The sequence below is a fragment of the Neptunicoccus cionae genome, from assembly GCF_002860325.1.
In the GTDB taxonomy this organism is placed as follows: Bacteria; Pseudomonadota; Alphaproteobacteria; order Rhodobacterales; family Rhodobacteraceae; genus Amylibacter; species Amylibacter lutimaris.
In genome coordinates this window covers 148,898-164,632 of sequence record NZ_PKOJ01000001.1, presented here as the reverse complement: position 1 = coordinate 164,632, position 15,735 = coordinate 148,898, and the positions used below count along the sequence as shown (strand labels likewise).

The window sequence follows — 15,735 nt, the reverse complement described above, 5'->3', positions numbered from 1 at the left end:
GTAGATATTGCGGGTGTGTGGCCATGGCTGAACAAAAAATGCTGAAATTTGTAAACGTGGACCGCGATATGCCGGAGAAACGTGTGCCAAACCTGCGCACGTCCGATTTTGACGAGATTTACCAGCAGTTTGCAGCTGAAAAAGCAGCCGAGCAGTCCAGCCGCTGTTCCCAATGCGGTGTGCCATTCTGTCAGGATCACTGCCCACTGCACAACAATATCCCCGACTGGCTGAAACTAACAGCCGAGGGCCGTTTGCAGGAAGCCTATGAAGTCAGTCAGGCGACGAACCAATTCCCCGAGATTTGTGGCCGTATCTGCCCGCAGGACCGTCTGTGTGAGGGCAACTGCGTGATTGAACAGTCCGGCCACGGTACAGTGACAATTGGTGCCGTAGAGAAATACATCACTGACACCGCATGGGAGCAGGGTTGGGTCCAGCCGATCAAGCCATTCGCAGAACGCACGGAATCGGTAGGTATCATCGGTGCCGGCCCTGCTGGTCTGGCAGCGGCGGATGTTCTGCGCCGTGCAGGGGTTCAAGTGACGATTTACGATCGCTATGACCGCGCAGGCGGATTGCTGACCTATGGCATTCCCGGATTCAAACTGGAAAAAGAAGTGGTCGAGCGGCGCAATGGCCAGCTGGCAGAAGGCGGCGTGACCTTCAAGCTGGATTGTAACGTTGGCGAAGACATCAGCTTTGCAGAGCTTCGCAAGACACATGACGCGGTTCTGATCGGAACAGGCGTTTACAAATCCCGCGATCTCGGCGGACCGGGTGCAGGTTTGAACGGAATTGTTAAAGCTATAGACTATCTTACAGCATCTAACCGTCAGAACTTTGGCGACACGGTTCCCGAAATCGACAGCGGAGAACTTTGGGCCGAGGGTAAGAATGTGGTCGTCATCGGCGGCGGCGATACCGCGATGGACTGTGTGCGTACCGCGATCCGTCAGGGCGCGACTTCGGTGAAGTGTCTTTACCGTCGTGACCGTCAGAACATGCCGGGATCCCTGCGGGAAACTGCGAATGCGGAAGAAGAAGGCGTGGAATTCGTCTGGCTGTCTGCGCCCAAAGGCTTTGCCGGCGATGACAAGGTCACAGGCGTATATGTTCAGCAAATGCGACTCGGCGCACCGGATGTGACCGGTCGTCAGGCCCCAGAGGAAATTCCGGGTGCAGAATATCTGGAAAAGGCCGATCTGGTGATCAAGGCGCTTGGTTTTGAGCCGGAGGAACTGCCAACGCTTTGGGATACGCCGGAACTGGAAGTGACCCGCTGGGGTACGGTAAAGGCCGATTTTGTCAGCAAGCGCACAGCACTGGAAGGTGTGTACGCCGCAGGGGACATCGTGCGCGGTGCGTCTTTGGTTGTCTGGGCCATCGCAGACGGGCGCGACGCAGCAGGTTCGATCCTTGCAGATCTGAACGCAAAATCCGCCATCGCAGCCGAATAAAGACCGGAGCACGCGCAGCCATCAACCTGTGCGGTCCGTCACAGTATAAGATCCGGCCCTGACAGAGATCGGGGTTTTGAAAGGGAAAGCCACCATGACACAATATGATGCAAAATGGGTAGCCGAAGAAGAAGCAAAACGGGCCATGCTGGCCGAACAGGGGCTTTACCGCGAAGATGACGAGCATTCGTCTTGTGGTGTTGGCCTTGTCGTTTCCGTTGATGGTAAACCGAACCGCCGGGTGGTGGACGCCGGTATTACAGCCTTGCAGGCTATCTGGCACCGTGGCGCGGTGGATGCAGACGGGATGACAGGCGACGGTGCTGGTATCCATTTGCAGATCCCCAAAGAGTTTTTCTACGATCAGATCCGCCGGACAGGCCATGAGCCAGACACCGAAAAGATGATCGCTGTCGGTCAGGTCTTCCTGCCGCGGACAGATTTTGGGGCGCAGGAAAACTGCCGGACCATCGTGGAAAGCGAAGTGCTGAAGATGGGGTATTACATCTACGGCTGGCGCCATGTGCCGGTGGATGTGTCCTGTCTGGGGGAAAAGGCAAATGCGACCCGCCCTGAAATCGAACAGATCCTGATTTCAAACAGCAAAGGCGTGGACGAGGAACAGTTCGAGCGCGAGCTTTATGTCATTCGTCGCCGCATCGAAAAGGCCGTGGCCAAGGCAGCGATCCGTGATTTCTACATTTGTAGCCTGTCCTGCCGCTCGGTGATCTACAAGGGCATGATGTTGGCAGAACAGGTTGCAGTGTTTTACCCTGATCTGAAAGACGACCGGTTCGAAAGCGCCTTTGCGATTTATCACCAGCGTTATTCCACCAACACCTTCCCGCAATGGTGGCTTGCCCAGCCCTTCCGTATGCTGGCCCACAACGGTGAGATCAACACGCTTAAAGGCAACGTCAACTGGATGAAATCCCACGAAATCCGGATGGCATCCAAAAACTTTGGTGAACACGCCGAAGACATCAAACCGATCATTGCTGGCGGGTCGTCTGACTCTGCCGCGCTTGATTCCGTGTTTGAGGTGATGGTGCGTGCGGGCCGTTCTGCGCCGATGGCGAAAACCATGCTGGTACCGGAAAGCTGGTCCAACCTTTCCCACGAAATGCCCGATGCGTGGAAAGACATGTACGCCTATTGCAACTCTGTGATGGAGCCTTGGGATGGTCCTGCAGCGCTGGCGATGACTGACGGTCGCTGGGTTGTGGCCGGTCTGGACCGCAACGGTCTGCGTCCGATGCGCTATGTCATCACGAACGATGGTTTAGTGATTGCTGGCTCCGAAGCGGGCATGGTGCCTGTCGATGAATCCAGCATCCTGCGCAAAGGTGCGCTGGGTCCGGGCCAGATGCTGGGCGTTGACATGCAGGAAAACAAGGTCTGGCATGACGCTGAACTGAAAGACTCGCTTGCAGCGGCGCAGCCGTTCAGCAAATGGGTCGGGTCGATCACCAACCTTGAAGAGGCCACCAAGTCCATCAAGGAAAAGGCCATCTATAGCGGAGCGGAACTGCGCAAGCGTCAGATCGCCGCCGGTTTCAGCATTGAGGATCTGGAAGTTATCCTGCACCCGATGGCCGAGGACGGCAAAGAGGCTATTGCTTCTATGGGGGATGACACGCCAAGCGCGGTTCTGTCGGATAAATACCGCCCGCTAAGCCATTTCTTCCGTCAGAACTTCAGTCAGGTGACAAACCCGCCGATCGACTCCTTGCGCGAGTTCCGCGTGATGAGCCTGAAAACCCGTTTCGGGAACTTGGGCAACGTGCTGGACGAAAGCAATGCACAGACCGAGATTCTGGTCGTGGAAAGCCCCTTCATGGCCAACGCCAAGTTTGAGGCGATGGTCGAGGCTTTTGGTGCGAAAGTCACTGCGATTGACTGTTCGTTTGACCGCAATAACCCCAATGGCCTGCGCGATGCAGTAAACCGCATTCGCTCTGAAGCGGAAGAGGCTGTTCGCTCCGGTGCGGGGCATCTGGTGCTGACAGACCGTCAGCAAAACGAGGATAAAATCCCCGTTCCGATGATCCTTGCAACCTCTGCCGTGCACTCTTGGTTGACAGCAGCGGGTCTGCGGACCTTCTGTTCGATTAACGTTCGTTCGGCTGAATGTATGGACCCGCATTACTTTGCCGTTCTGATCGGTTCCGGCGCAACGACTGTGAACGCCTATCTGGCGCAGGACAGTCTGGCGGACCGGATCGAACGGGGCCTTCTTGATTGCACACTGGATGTAGCGATGGACCGCTACCGCGAGGCAATCAATCAGGGCCTTCTGAAAATCATGGCGAAGATGGGGATCTCTGTGATCTCCAGCTATCGCGGCGGCTTGAACTTTGAGGCTGTCGGCCTGTCCCGTGCGATGGTTGCCGAGTATTTCCCCGGAATGCACAGCCGGATTTCCGGTATCGGTCTGTTTGGTATCCAGAAAAAGATCAGCGAAGTGCATGCGCGCGGTTGGCTTGGCCAGCAGAACGTGCTGCCGATCGGCGGTTTTTACAAGGAACGGCGCAGCGGTGAGAAACACGCCTGGGAAGCGCAATCCATGCACATGCTGCAAGCGGCATGTGATCGGGCCAGCTTTGATCTGTGGAAACAGTATTCCCGCAAGATGCAGAGCAATCCGCCGATCCACCTTCGGGATCTGTTGGACTTCAATTCCACCGCGAAACCGATTTCTGTCGACGAGGTGGAAAGCATCACCTCTATCCGCAAACGGTTTGTGACACCGGGGATGTCTCTGGGGGCTTTGTCGCCTGAGGCGCATAAAACCCTGAACGTCGCGATGAACCGGATCGGAGCGAAATCCGACAGCGGTGAGGGCGGCGAAGATCCTGCGCATTTTGTGCCTGAACCAAACGGTGACAACCCGTCCGCCAAGATCAAACAGGTGGCTTCCGGCCGGTTTGGTGTGACAGCGGAATACCTGAACCAGTGCGAAGAACTGGAAATCAAGGTGGCCCAAGGCGCGAAACCGGGCGAGGGTGGCCAGCTTCCGGGGATCAAGGTCACAGACCTGATCGCGCGGTTGCGCCATTCGACCAAAGGCGTAACGCTGATTTCACCGCCGCCGCACCACGATATCTATTCGATCGAGGATCTGGCGCAGCTGATTTATGACCTGAAACAGATCAATCCGCGTGCGAAAGTGACTGTTAAACTGGTTGCAAGCAGCGGTGTCGGGACGATTGCGGCTGGTGTGGCCAAAGCCAAGGCGGATGTGATCCTGATTTCGGGGCACAACGGCGGAACAGGGGCATCCCCTGCAACTTCGATCAAATACGCCGGTCTGCCGTGGGAAATGGGGCTGAGCGAGGCGCATCAGGTTCTGTCCATGAACAAGCTGCGGGATCGTGTGACCCTTCGCACGGATGGCGGTTTGCGCACAGGGCGTGACATCGTGATTGCTGCCATGCTTGGTGCCGAGGAATATGGCATCGGCACCGCAGCGTTGATTGCGATGGGGTGTATCATGGTGCGCCAGTGCCAGTCCAACACCTGCCCTGTCGGGGTTTGTGTGCAGGACGAAGACCTGCGCAAGAAGTTCACCGGCACTGCGGATAAGGTTGTGAACCTGATCACTTTCTACGCACAGGAAGTGCGCGAGGTTCTGGCATCCTTGGGGGCACGTTCGCTCGACGAGGTGATCGGCCGTGCGGATATGCTGGCACAGGTGTCCCGCGGGTCTGCCCATCTGGACGATCTTGATCTGAACCCGCTTCTTGTCAGCATCGATAACGCCAACACCATCGTCTACAACCGTGACAAACCCCGTCAGGCTGTACCCGATACGCTGGATGCTTCGATTGTGAAGGACGCGGAGCCGTTCTTTAAGGATGGCGAGAAAATGCAGCTGTCCTATGCAGTGCAGAACACGCACCGCACAATCGGCACCCGTGTTTCGTCCCATATCGTGAAACGGTTCGGCATGAACAACACGCTGCAACCGGATCATCTGACAGTGAAACTTACCGGCAGTGCAGGGCAATCCCTGGGCGCATTTGCGGCACCCGGCCTGAAACTGGAAGTGTCCGGCGATGCGAACGATTATGTTGGCAAGGGGCTGTCGGGTGGCACAATTGTTGTCCGGCCTCCGCTGGGTTCGCCCATTACGGCCAGTGAAAACACCATTATCGGCAACACTGTGCTTTATGGTGCGACCGCAGGCCGGCTGTTTGCCAATGGTCGCGCAGGTGAACGGTTTGCGGTGCGCAACTCCGGTGCGAAAGTGGTGATCGAAGGGTGTGGCACAAACGGCTGTGAATACATGACCGGTGGTGTTGCGGTGATCCTTGGCTCTGTCGGGGCGAACTTTGGCGCGGGTATGACCGGCGGCATGGCCTATATCTACGATCCCGAAGCGCAGCTCGACAAGCTGATTAACCGTGAAACCCTTGTGACCAACGGGGTGACTGTAGATCACTGGAAGGACGAGTTGAAATCCCTGCTGGAAGATCACCTGGCAGAGACACGTTCGGCAAAGGCGGCGGATATTTTGCGCCGCTGGGATGAGGAACTTGCCAATTTTGTGCAGGTCTGTCCGAAAGAGATGCTGAACCGCCTGCCCGCCCCGCTGAGCATGGAAACAGGCAAAAAGACCGCCTGACTTCTCTCAGACACGTATTAAGTTAGACAGGAAGGCCGGAGTTTTCGGCCTTCTTTGCTTTTGTAGCTGTTGATTTGAAAGACGCCTTGGCTGAGACTGCCGCCAGAGGGAATATTCTAGATGGCCGATGACGACGCAACCCGAGTGCGCAAGAAGGTGAAAGCCCCGCGAAGCAAGGGCAAGGTCGGCCGGGCGGCAGACAGCTTTAGTGGTGCATGGCGCTACTGGATTCGCTGGGTGTTCCGTAAGCTCTTTTTGCTCTTATGTGCCGGTGTCGGGGTTAGCCTGCTGCTGGTTGTGCTGCTGCGGTTCGCGAATCCCTATCTGACCTATTACTATGTGACGGAGCGGATGCGTTTGGGGGAAATTGCACGGGAATGGACGCCAATCGAACAGTTCCCACCCGAAGTGCCGCAGGCTTTTGTTGCTGCCGAGGACGCCAATTTCTGCACCCATTTCGGATTTGATATTGAAGGCATCAAAGCAGCCCTTGCTGATGACGAACGCTTGCGCGGGGGCAGCACCATAAGTCAGCAGGTGGCCAAGAACGTATTTCTGTGGCAGGGGCGGACTTGGGTGCGTAAGGGGCTTGAGGCATGGTTTACTCTTTTGATCGAGCTTGTCTGGCCGAAAAAGCGGATCATCGAGGTCTATCTTAACATTGCCGAAACCGACGAAGGTGTATTTGGCGTTGCGGCGGCAGGGCGACATTATTTCAAGGTTGAGCCCGAAAATCTGTCGCTTTTACAGGCGGCCCGTATCGCGGCTGTTTTGCCTTCCCCGAAGAAACGTTCCGCCAGCCAGCCGACCGCCTTTGTCAAAAAACGGACGCGGCAAATAATGGCCGGTGCCCGAACTATTGCGGCTGACGGGCGTGCTCACTGTTTCAACAGTGGTTGAAAATTGTTACGCATGGGTGCAAATAGAACCACCCCAAATCAACGTCTGGCTGATATGTACAAGCTCTATCATTTCCCGCTCTCCCCGTTCTGTCGCAAGGTTCGCCTCGTCATGGCGGAAAAGAAGATCGAAGTTGAACTGGTTGAGGAGCGGTATTGGGAAGAACGCGCCGATTTTCTGCGGCTCAATCCGGGTGGACAGATTCCGGTTTTGCGCTCTGACAAAATCACACTGTCCGACAGCACCTCTATCTGCGAATATCTCGAAGAAAAGCGTCCCGAACCCCCTCTGTTCCCGCAAGGGGCAGAGCGACGGGCTGAGGTTCGTCGTCTAAACGCTTGGTTCGATGATAAATTCTACCGTGAAGTCACGCTCAACCTGTTGGGAGAGCGCGTGAACAAGAAAATCATGGGACGGGGCTATCCCGACAGCAAGAATGTAAAAACCGGCTCCTCCAAGATTAAGTTCCACCTTGATTATATGGGCTGGTTGCTGGACCGCCGGCGCTGGCTGGCGGGGGACCGTATGTCTCTGGCGGATTTTTCGGCGGCGGCGCAACTGTCCTGTCTTGATTACATTTCGGATGTGGACTGGAACCGGAACGAACTGGTCAAGGAGTGGTACGCCAAGATAAAATCCCGTCCTGCGTTCCGTTCGCTGCTGGCCGACCAGTTGCCGGGCTTTCCGCAACCACCCCATTATTCCGATCTGGATTTTTAGTGTCAGCAGAACTGACCCGCGCCCTGCGTGACAAGGCACTGGCTGAGGGATTCTCCGATTTCGGCATCTGCCGCCCCGACGCTGCCCCGCACACCGCGCAGAGATTGGCGGAGTTTGTCGGGGACGGCCGTCACGGCCAGATGGGCTGGATGGCAGAGCGGATGAACTGGCGCGGCTCTGCGGCGGCCCTGTGGCCGGAGGCACGGTCTGTGATCATGCTTGCCGAGAACTACGGGCCGGATCATGATCCGCTGGAGGCGCTGGCGCATAAGGATCGCGCTGCGATCAGTGTCTATGCGCAGAATAAAGACTACCACGACGTTGTGAAAAAGCGGCTCAAGCGGGTAGGGCGCTGGTTGATCGAACAGGCGGACGGGGCCGAGATTAAGGTCTTTGTGGATACGGCACCCGTGATGGAGAAACCGCTGGCAATGGCGGCCGGATTGGGCTGGCAGGGCAAGCACACCAATGTGGTGTCGCGGCGGCTCGGAAGCTGGTTCTTCCTTGGCGCGATCTTCACCACGCTGGAACTGGAAGAGACAAACGGCGAAGTGGACCATTGCGGAAGCTGTCGCAAGTGTCTTGATATCTGCCCAACAGATGCGTTTCCCGCGCCGTATCAACTGGATGCGCGGCGGTGCATTTCCTACCTGACCATCGAACATCGCGGGCCGGTGGATGTTGCCTTGCGCAAGGGATTGGGTAACCGGATATATGGCTGTGACGATTGCCTCGCGGTGTGTCCGTGGAACAAGTTTGCCAGCCGCGCGGCAGAGATCAAATATCACGGACGGGCCGAGCTGCAATCGCCCCGCCTCGGGGAACTGGCAGTATTGGACGAAACCGAATTTCGGGCGCTGTTTTCCGGATCACCGATCAAGCGGATCGGACGCAACGGATTCGTGCGAAATGTGCTCTACGCGATCGGGAATTCAGAAGATGCGGGATTGTTGTCGGTAGTGCAGGCGTTGTGTGAAGATGAAGACGAAACAGTTGCAGATGCGGCCCGTTGGGCCTGCGGCGAACTGGTTCAGACGGTAAAGGATTAGAACATGACGGGCGTATTGTTGAGCTTTGGCCACGGCTATTCTGCACAGGCACTGGCAACGCGATTGCTGCAGCAGGGCTGGGAAATTATTGGCACAAACCGTTCGGGTGAAACGCCCCAAGAAGGCGTAGAGACTGTAGCATGGCCCGGAACGGATATGGACCCCTACCTTGATCGGGCGACACATCTGCTGATCTCTGCCGGACCGGATGACGCGGGTGATCCTGTGCTTAACGGATTGCGGGAGGACATCAGGGGCCGGTCGTTTGATTGGGTCGGCTATCTGTCTACCACGGGCGTTTACGGGGATCATCAAGGCGGCTGGGTGGATGAGGCGACACCCCTGACCCCGTCGACCCGTCGCGGCCGCTTACGTGTCGCTGCCGAATCCGAATGGCAGGCAATGGAACTGCCGCTGCATATCTTCCGGCTTGCAGGAATTTACGGCCCCGGACGCGGCCCGTTTGCCAAGGTCCGCGCAGGCACCGCACGGCGGATCATCAAGAAAAATCAGGTGTTCTCCCGTATTCACGTGAATGATATTGCGCAGGTTCTGGCGGCGAGTATCGCGCGCCCCGATCCCGGCGCCATTTATAACCTGTGTGACGACGAAGCTGCGCCGCCCGAGGATGTTATAGGTTATGCCGCAGAGCTGCTTGGGGTTCCGGTGCCCGAAGCGGTTGATTTCGAAACTGCGGATATGACCCCGATGGCTCGCAGCTTTTATGCCGAAAGCAAGCGGGTGCGTAATGATCGCATCAAAACGGAGCTTGGGGTGGAACTGATTTATCCCGATTACCGAACCGGCTTGCAGGCTCTGTTGGCGGCAGAAAAGCCGTGAGGCGATCAGGGGCTTTGACCCTCTTGGCTGCTGGCCAATTCACCCGAGGATATTTCCGGAAAATGGAAACGACTTGATAAAAACAAAAAAGGGACAGGCCGTGGCCTATCCCTTTCGAATTCTCACTGGCTGCCTATAGCTTCCAGATTTGAATTGCTTAGTCAGCGGAAGCTACAGCTGCGCCAACGATCAGCAGTGCCAGGATTGGCAGCAGAGCGCCGGAAGAAGAAGAAGATGTTTCTTCAACAACTTCAACAACAGGTGCTACTACTGGTTCAACGTTACCAGCGAAAGCGGCGGAAGCGGCTACGGACATGGCGGCTGCCAGTGCGATTTTTTTCATAATATTTCTCCAAAGTTCTGCGACCCGCTTATGGGGGACAAGGTAGTATGACCCCACGAGACGCACCCAAGACTGTACCTCGTGCCGCGTTTTAAGCAGCAAAAAATGCGCTTTGCAACTGGAACATGGCCATAAATGGGCAGTGCAATACACATTGTCGTCAAATTAGCAACACTTGTGTGCCAACCCTTGATAGGTTGAATAATTCTTCTATGTGTTCGTTGAAAAGCCCGATGCATCCGTTGGACGAACGGCGCCCGATCTTGCGTGTATCATGGGTCCCGTGGATGCGGTAATACTTCCAGCTTAGATATAGTGCATGGGTGCCGAGCGGATTGTCCGGTCCGGGGGGGATGTATTTTGGCCAGTCCGGATTGCGTTTGAGCATATTGGGTGTCGGGCGCCAGTCTGGCCCGACCCTTTTGCGCGTAATAGAGGTACGGCCCGTGCGGGTCAGTTCCGGAGTTTCGGGCACGGATGTGGGGTAGAGTTTATAGACCGAGAGGTCTTCAGACCAGAAATGCAATGCGCGGCTGAGGGTATCAACCAGAATTACGCCGTTTCTGGTGTTGGAAAAGTAGGGACGCCAATCCTTATTGGTAAAGCCGGAGATATTGCGCTTTACCGCACCTGTTTCCGGATTTGACAGGTTTTCCTGTTTTAACTGGTTGTAAACGACTGGATCATTCGTCTGCTGTGCGAAGGCGGAGCTTCCGAAAGCGGTGGTTGCGAGCAGGGAGCCAGAGAATGCACGGCGCGTCATTTTGAATGGATCAGACATAAGAAAATTCCGTACTTAAAGGGTTACAGGTCCAAATTAGTGTTTTGATGGCACAGATTCAATTCAAACAATGCCGATGCGGGGAAAACCGGCCAATGGCCATTTGAATATCTGTTAAAACACCATTAAGGCAGGATGCATCTCAATTCGAGAAGCTTGCATTTGGGGAATACTGCCATGTTTCGTGTTGCTGTTACCATTCTGTCGCTGTTGTTTGCGATTTCTGCCTGTACCGAGGTCGATCCCAACCAGCGTCAGGTGTTCCGGATTTCTGCCGGTGATGTTTCTAAAATCCAGTACCGCCATCTGGACGCGGTCAATGCGGTCCGACAGGCGCAGGGGTTGAATCCGGTTCAACTGTCTTCGCAACTGAATGCAGCGGCAAAGACCCACGCACGGGATATTTCCAGACAGAACCGTCCGTGGCATTTCGGCTCTGACGGGTCCAACCCGATCCAAAGGGTCGAGCGGGCCGGTTATCAGGGGAAGATGCTTTCCGAGAATATTTCCGAGACTTTTGAAAACGATCTGGAAACTCTGGAAGCCTGGATGCGCGATCCTGTGACACGCGCTGGCATTTTACATCCGCAGGCGCGCGGGCTTGGCTTTAGCTGGCATCAGGATAGCAATGGTAAAATCTGGTGGGTTCAAATCCTCGGGTCGTAAGCGCCGACCCGAAAACTGACGCCTATAAAAAAACGCGCCTCCGGGGCGCGTTTTTCGTTTGTGTGATCAGAGGGTTACTGCCGGATGTAAATCGGGGTGCCATCCTGAACCATAGCGTAGATGCGTTCCATTTCCTTGTTCGTCACAGAGATACAGCCCGCGGTCCAGTCCGCCTTGTTCTTGTCTTTAAACAGAACCGGCCCACCGTGGATAAAGATATCTCCGCCCGGTGATTTGCCCAAGGCCGCCGCTTTGGCGCGATCCTGTTCGTTCGGGTAGGAAATCCCGATAGACAGATGAAAGGCACTGTTGGGGTTACGCCGGTCGATGAAATACACCCCTTCCGGCGTCTTTCCGTCGCCTTCAAATTCCTTATGTCCCACAGGGGCAAAGCCGAGATCTACATCGAATTGAGCCAGCGCTTTCGTCCCGTGCAGCAACCACATCTTCCGGTCGGATTTATCCACCAGCACCTGAGTAACTTGTGGTCCGTTATATTTTTTGAATTTGGAAGGAGAGCAGGCCGACAGGGCAATGCCGGCTGCCATCAGCAAAGCTGCGATTCGCATTCTTACAAACCTTCTATTCCACGTTCCATTTGTGCCCGCGATTTGCGGGCGCGTTCTGTTGCGCTTTTTAATTGTCCGCATGCAGCCATAATATCTTCGCCGCGCGGTTTTCGGATAGGGCTGGAATAGCCTGCTGCATTTACGATGTCAGCAAATTTATGGATCCGGTTGTTGGAAGAGCGCTCGTAAGGTGCTCCCGGCCACGGGTTAAAGGGAATCAGGTTGATTTTGGCAGGGATGCCTTCGATCAGTTTAACCAGCCGGCGGGCGTCTTCGTCGCTGTCGTTTACATCCTTCAGCATCACATATTCAAAGGTGATCCGCTCTGCGTTGGACAGTCGGGGGTAATCGCGGCAGGCTTGAAGTAATTCGTCGATCTTGTGTTTACGATTGATGGGGACCAGTTTGTCCCGCACATCGTCTGTGGTTGCGTGGAAAGAGATGGCGAGCATACAGCCGATTTCTTCACCGACGCGGTAAATCTCTGGCACGATGCCCGATGTGGAGAGGGTGATCCGGCGGCGGGAGAGTGCAATACCGCTGTCGTCCATAGCGATCTTCATAGCATCGCGCACGTTGTCTGTATTGTAGAGAGGTTCGCCCATCCCCATCAGAACGATATTGGACACGAGGCGCTTGTCACCGGGGGCGATGTCCCATTCTTCGAGATCATCCCGTGCCACGAGAATCTGGCCGACGATCTCCGCAACCGTCAGATTTCGAACCAGTTTCTGTGTCCCGGTGTGGCAGAAAGAACAGGTCAGCGTGCAGCCCACCTGAGAGGAAATGCACAGCGTGCCGCGATCTGTTTCTGGAATGTAGACCGCCTCCACTTCGTGGCCACCCTGAATCCGGAGAAGGTATTTACGGGTGCCATCCGTAGACACCTGTTTCGTTACGATCTCTGGACGCGAGATCTGGAAATTCTCGGCCAGTTTGGCGCGAATGTCTTTGGACAGGTTTGTCATTTCGTCAAACGACCGCACGCCTTTGACATAAAGCCATTGCCAGATCTGGCCGTGACGCATTTTGACCTGCTTTTCCTTGATGCCGACGTTAACCAGCGCCTCGGTGAGTTGGTCGCGGGTCATACCGACAAGATTGGGCAAGGCGCTGGCGTCCTGCTTGCGCGGGATGGTCAGTACGTCTTGGGTAATCGGAGCGGCGGGTGCGGATGCGGACATTTTCGAAACTCTCATTGAAAAAACCCCCAATCGCGGGGATTGAGGGTTGTTATAGCATGTTTCAGGCTTTGGGTAGACCCGGCTCTGTCAATTAACTGTCAGAGCGCAGCTTCGCCTGTTTCTTTACGTTTGCTGTGGTTCAGCTACAGCGTTTTTCTGCTTCTGCCAGCGCGGCTGTAAAGCCGTTCAGGGAGAAAGTGTCTTTGGTTTGCGTGCCGCGCTTTGATTTTGCGGTCATGATCGCAGACGCGCCGCGCTTGAGCGCTTCGCGAATTTTCTGGTCGTCATTGGCTGTGGCCGGCCATGCGTATTCGCCGTCAACGAACAGGTCGAAGCTGGCATCACCTACCAGCATGTTAACCGGCACGTCCGGATCGAACGGATAGCCGCCGGAGAAAGATACCTGACCGTTAATGCCATTTGCAGGGCGGTATGTCACCCAGAGCAGGATATCGCCGCGCCGTGCGGAAACCACTTTACCGCCACGGGTGTTCACAACTTTAGTCGGTTTGGAGACAACCCAGCATTCTTTGGTAGGTTGGTCTTCAACAAATACCGACCAGTCGGTTTTGGCGTCCACACGGTTGGTGGAATCCTGTGCATAGGCCACGCTGGCTGCCGCAAGGCAGACTGCCATAAATCCACAAGTATATGCCATCGAACGGAACATTTTTTCTCTCAGCCTCCGCGCTTTTGAGTGTGCTGAAACAAATACAGACTGTTGTCTCATCATTGCGATGGCCCTTTTCTACGAAAATAATGTGGTTTTCTTGTGGCCTTTCTCCTAGCCAAATGTCAGGTAATTGACCAGTAGCATGGCAAAAAAGTCGCAGAAATCGGCGGAAAATGGAGCATTATCATGGGTGATTGGGTGAATGTGGCGGAAGTGTGGCGTGGGGACATTCTGGAATCCGTGCATCAGGGCCGTGCGGTTGTCTGCGACTCACGCGGGGACGTGGTAGCAGCATGGGGCGATGTTGACGCTGTGACCTACCCACGGTCCTCCTGCAAAATGCTTCAGGCGCTCCCGCTTATGGAAAGTGGCGCGGCAGCGCGGTTTAGCCTGACACCGGAACAACTTGCCCTTGCTTGCGCTTCCCATGAAGGCGCCCACATACATACAGATCGGGTCGTGAAATGGTTGGGTGATCTGGAACTGGGCGAAGCTGATCTGCGCTGCGGTCCGCAAATTCCCCGTGCTCGGGAAGAGTTGGAAGAGCTGATCCGCGCAGGCCAGAGCCATGATCGCACCCATAACAACTGCTCGGGTAAGCACAGCGGATTTCTGACCTTAAACAAGCACTTGGGCGGTGATGCTGAATACGTGGAGCCGGATCATCCGGTCCAGCAGGCGATCCTGACAGCCTTTGAGGAAATGACCGGAGAGACGTCTCCGGGATACGGGATTGACGGTTGTTCCGCACCCAATCACGCCTGTACCCTTCGAGGGCTGGCAACAGCAATGGCCCGCATGGCCGATCCTTCGAAGCTGGGCAAAATTCGTGCGCAAGCAGCGCAGGATCTGGTGGCAGCCATGAAGGCGCATCCCGATCTCGTAGCGGGGCAGGGCCGTGCCTGTACCGAGTTGATGGACGCAATGGAGGGCCGCACCGTAGTCAAGACCGGAGCCGAAGGCGTGTTCATCGCCATTCTACCGGAGCGCGGGCTTGGTGTGGCGTTGAAAATTCAGGACGGCGCTACACGGGCCGCTGAAACAGCCATTGCCGCGCTTCTTGTGCGTCTTGGGGTTGCCGATCCGAACCATCCCTCTGTTATCAAAAGGTTGTGTCCGAAGCAGTATAATTTTGCGGGTTTAGAAACAGGTCGAATTGCGCCGGCTTCGGCGCTTTATGCCGACGGGGCAGCAATCTGATCAAGTTTCGCTTACCATTCTTTAAGACATAGCGCTTAGGTTCGGGGGCATCGGGACATCTGTTTGAAGCGGGCATCCGGTGATCCTCCCCTATCCGGAAAGGGGCGTACTGGGATGTGCAGCGGGGTCGTGGCCTTCGGTGCTCCGCTCGCAATCCTGCATTCGTAGCGGGAACATGCCGTGTCTTAGGACGGTTGATCGTTTACATAGTCCAGCGCCTTTAAAAGGGTGGCGTCGGCCTGCCGGATCAGGCGTCGGCTGATTGATGCAATTGCGACGAAATCGTCGTTGCGTATCGCGCCTACAAGATCACCGGCGACCTGTGCAAAGCTGATCAGGCCGATCTGTTTGCTAATTGCGATAAGTCTGTTGCTGAGCCTGGCCGCCCTTGCGAGATCACCATTAGACAACGCCGTTTCCAGCCCGTTCAAACGATCCGATACCTCGCAAGCTGCCCGCTCCACCACCTCGCGGCTTTGCCCCTTCCCGAGGTTCGTTTGCAATGTCGCGATAGCACGGGTTTCAACAGCAGCTTTTTCGATAAGCCGCAAGCGTTCTACCTTATCTCTTTTTTGCAATGTAAACGTCATTTTTGTCCCACTTTCATCTCTTTGTCCCCGGCTCGGAAGCTAGGATGGAGACGTTTCCAAAATCTTACCTGCTAAAATTGAAATGGTTGTAATTTGGCCTAAAGTTTAGCAAAAGGTGCCAAACCACAGGAGT

Annotated in this window: 14 protein-coding genes; 8 read left to right on the top strand and 6 right to left on the bottom strand. The window is 55.6% G+C overall.

What is annotated here, in order from left to right; genetic code table 11:
* Positions 1–23 precede the first annotated feature (23 nt).
* From C0U40_RS00795 to C0U40_RS00770, 6 genes are all read left to right on the top strand, one after another.
* Entirely contained in the window at positions 24–1,460 is a 1,437-nt protein-coding gene (locus C0U40_RS00795) for an NAD(P)-dependent oxidoreductase (protein WP_101653863.1), read from the top strand.
* A gap of 94 nt (positions 1,461–1,554) precedes the next feature.
* Entirely contained in the window at positions 1,555–6,087 is a 4,533-nt protein-coding gene (gene gltB, locus C0U40_RS00790) for a glutamate synthase large subunit (protein WP_101653862.1), read from the top strand.
* A 120-nt stretch (positions 6,088–6,207) separates the two neighbouring features.
* Positions 6,208–6,987 (top strand): monofunctional biosynthetic peptidoglycan transglycosylase, encoded by a 780-nt coding sequence (mtgA, locus tag C0U40_RS00785; RefSeq protein ID WP_101653861.1) that lies wholly within the window; start codon positions 6,208–6,210, stop codon positions 6,985–6,987.
* A gap of 54 nt (positions 6,988–7,041) precedes the next feature.
* Positions 7,042–7,707 (top strand): FtsZ-binding protein FzlA, encoded by a 666-nt coding sequence (gene fzlA, locus C0U40_RS00780; protein WP_101653860.1) that lies wholly within the window; start codon positions 7,042–7,044, stop codon positions 7,705–7,707.
* Positions 7,707–8,756 carry a tRNA epoxyqueuosine(34) reductase QueG gene (queG, locus tag C0U40_RS00775; RefSeq protein ID WP_101653859.1) on the top strand — a complete coding sequence of 350 codons (1,050 nt, stop codon included), beginning with the start codon at positions 7,707–7,709 and terminating at the stop codon, positions 8,754–8,756. The genes fzlA and queG overlap by 1 nt, the downstream gene beginning before the upstream one ends.
* A 3-nt stretch (positions 8,757–8,759) precedes the next feature.
* A complete protein-coding gene (locus C0U40_RS00770; protein WP_101653858.1) occupies positions 8,760–9,596 on the top strand; it encodes an SDR family oxidoreductase in 837 nt (278 codons plus the stop codon).
* Positions 9,597–9,753: 157 nt separating this feature from the next.
* On the opposite strand, the gene C0U40_RS00765 is transcribed toward C0U40_RS00770, so the two are convergent.
* Entirely contained in the window at positions 9,754–9,939 is a 186-nt protein-coding gene (locus tag C0U40_RS00765) for a hypothetical protein (protein ID WP_101653857.1), read from the bottom strand.
* Between the two features lie 160 nt (positions 9,940–10,099).
* Complete coding sequence (locus tag C0U40_RS00760; protein ID WP_101653856.1) at positions 10,100–10,720, bottom strand: L,D-transpeptidase; 621 nt, start codon at positions 10,718–10,720, stop codon at positions 10,100–10,102.
* Between the two features lie 177 nt (positions 10,721–10,897).
* Between C0U40_RS00760 and C0U40_RS00755 the strand changes: the two genes are divergently transcribed.
* Positions 10,898–11,386: a CAP domain-containing protein gene (locus tag C0U40_RS00755; RefSeq protein WP_101653855.1), complete on the top strand. Its 489-nt coding sequence runs from the start codon at positions 10,898–10,900 to the stop codon at positions 11,384–11,386.
* Positions 11,387–11,460: 74 nt separating this feature from the next.
* Here C0U40_RS00755 and C0U40_RS00750 read toward each other — a convergent pair whose 3' ends face one another.
* The 3 genes from C0U40_RS00750 to C0U40_RS00740 form a co-directional block, all read right to left on the bottom strand.
* Positions 11,461–11,955, bottom strand: coding sequence for a L,D-transpeptidase family protein (locus C0U40_RS00750; protein ID WP_101653854.1), 495 nt, complete (start codon positions 11,953–11,955; stop codon positions 11,461–11,463).
* Between the two features lie 2 nt (positions 11,956–11,957).
* On the bottom strand, positions 11,958–13,139 hold the full coding sequence (gene rlmN, locus C0U40_RS00745) for a 23S rRNA (adenine(2503)-C(2))-methyltransferase RlmN (RefSeq protein ID WP_101653853.1): 1,182 nt from the start codon (positions 13,137–13,139) through the stop codon (positions 11,958–11,960).
* A 139-nt stretch (positions 13,140–13,278) separates the two neighbouring features.
* Positions 13,279–13,809: an invasion associated locus B family protein gene (locus C0U40_RS00740; RefSeq protein WP_286134719.1), complete on the bottom strand. Its 531-nt coding sequence runs from the start codon at positions 13,807–13,809 to the stop codon at positions 13,279–13,281.
* Between the two features lie 189 nt (positions 13,810–13,998).
* On the opposite strand from C0U40_RS00740, the gene C0U40_RS00735 reads away from it, so the two are divergent.
* Positions 13,999–15,012: an asparaginase gene (locus C0U40_RS00735; RefSeq protein WP_101653851.1), complete on the top strand. Its 1,014-nt coding sequence runs from the start codon at positions 13,999–14,001 to the stop codon at positions 15,010–15,012.
* A 185-nt stretch (positions 15,013–15,197) separates the two neighbouring features.
* Here C0U40_RS00735 and C0U40_RS00730 read toward each other — a convergent pair whose 3' ends face one another.
* Positions 15,198–15,602: a hypothetical protein gene (locus C0U40_RS00730; RefSeq protein ID WP_101653850.1), complete on the bottom strand. Its 405-nt coding sequence runs from the start codon at positions 15,600–15,602 to the stop codon at positions 15,198–15,200.
* Positions 15,603–15,735 lie beyond the last annotated feature (133 nt).

What these genes read in the sequence shown, in the direction of transcription:
- C0U40_RS00795 (WP_101653863.1), top strand. Translation starts at nt 24, where the DNA reads ATGGCTGAACAAAAAATGCTGAAATTTGTAAACGTGGACCGCGATATG.
- gltB (WP_101653862.1), top strand. Translation starts at nt 1,555, where the DNA reads ATGACACAATATGATGCAAAATGGGTAGCCGAAGAAGAAGCAAAACGG.
- mtgA (WP_101653861.1), top strand. Translation starts at nt 6,208, where the DNA reads ATGGCCGATGACGACGCAACCCGAGTGCGCAAGAAGGTGAAAGCCCCG.
- fzlA (WP_101653860.1), top strand. Translation starts at nt 7,042, where the DNA reads ATGTACAAGCTCTATCATTTCCCGCTCTCCCCGTTCTGTCGCAAGGTT.
- C0U40_RS00770 (WP_101653858.1), top strand. Translation starts at nt 8,760, where the DNA reads ATGACGGGCGTATTGTTGAGCTTTGGCCACGGCTATTCTGCACAGGCA.
- C0U40_RS00765 (WP_101653857.1), bottom strand. Translation starts at nt 9,939, where the DNA reads ATGAAAAAAATCGCACTGGCAGCCGCCATGTCCGTAGCCGCTTCCGCC.
- C0U40_RS00760 (WP_101653856.1), bottom strand. Translation starts at nt 10,720, where the DNA reads ATGTCTGATCCATTCAAAATGACGCGCCGTGCATTCTCTGGCTCCCTG.
- C0U40_RS00755 (WP_101653855.1), top strand. Translation starts at nt 10,898, where the DNA reads ATGTTTCGTGTTGCTGTTACCATTCTGTCGCTGTTGTTTGCGATTTCT.
- C0U40_RS00750 (WP_101653854.1), bottom strand. Translation starts at nt 11,955, where the DNA reads ATGCGAATCGCAGCTTTGCTGATGGCAGCCGGCATTGCCCTGTCGGCC.
- rlmN (WP_101653853.1), bottom strand. Translation starts at nt 13,139, where the DNA reads ATGTCCGCATCCGCACCCGCCGCTCCGATTACCCAAGACGTACTGACC.
- C0U40_RS00740 (WP_286134719.1), bottom strand. Translation starts at nt 13,809, where the DNA reads ATGTTCCGTTCGATGGCATATACTTGTGGATTTATGGCAGTCTGCCTT.
- C0U40_RS00735 (WP_101653851.1), top strand. Translation starts at nt 13,999, where the DNA reads ATGGGTGATTGGGTGAATGTGGCGGAAGTGTGGCGTGGGGACATTCTG.
- C0U40_RS00730 (WP_101653850.1), bottom strand. Translation starts at nt 15,602, where the DNA reads ATGACGTTTACATTGCAAAAAAGAGATAAGGTAGAACGCTTGCGGCTT.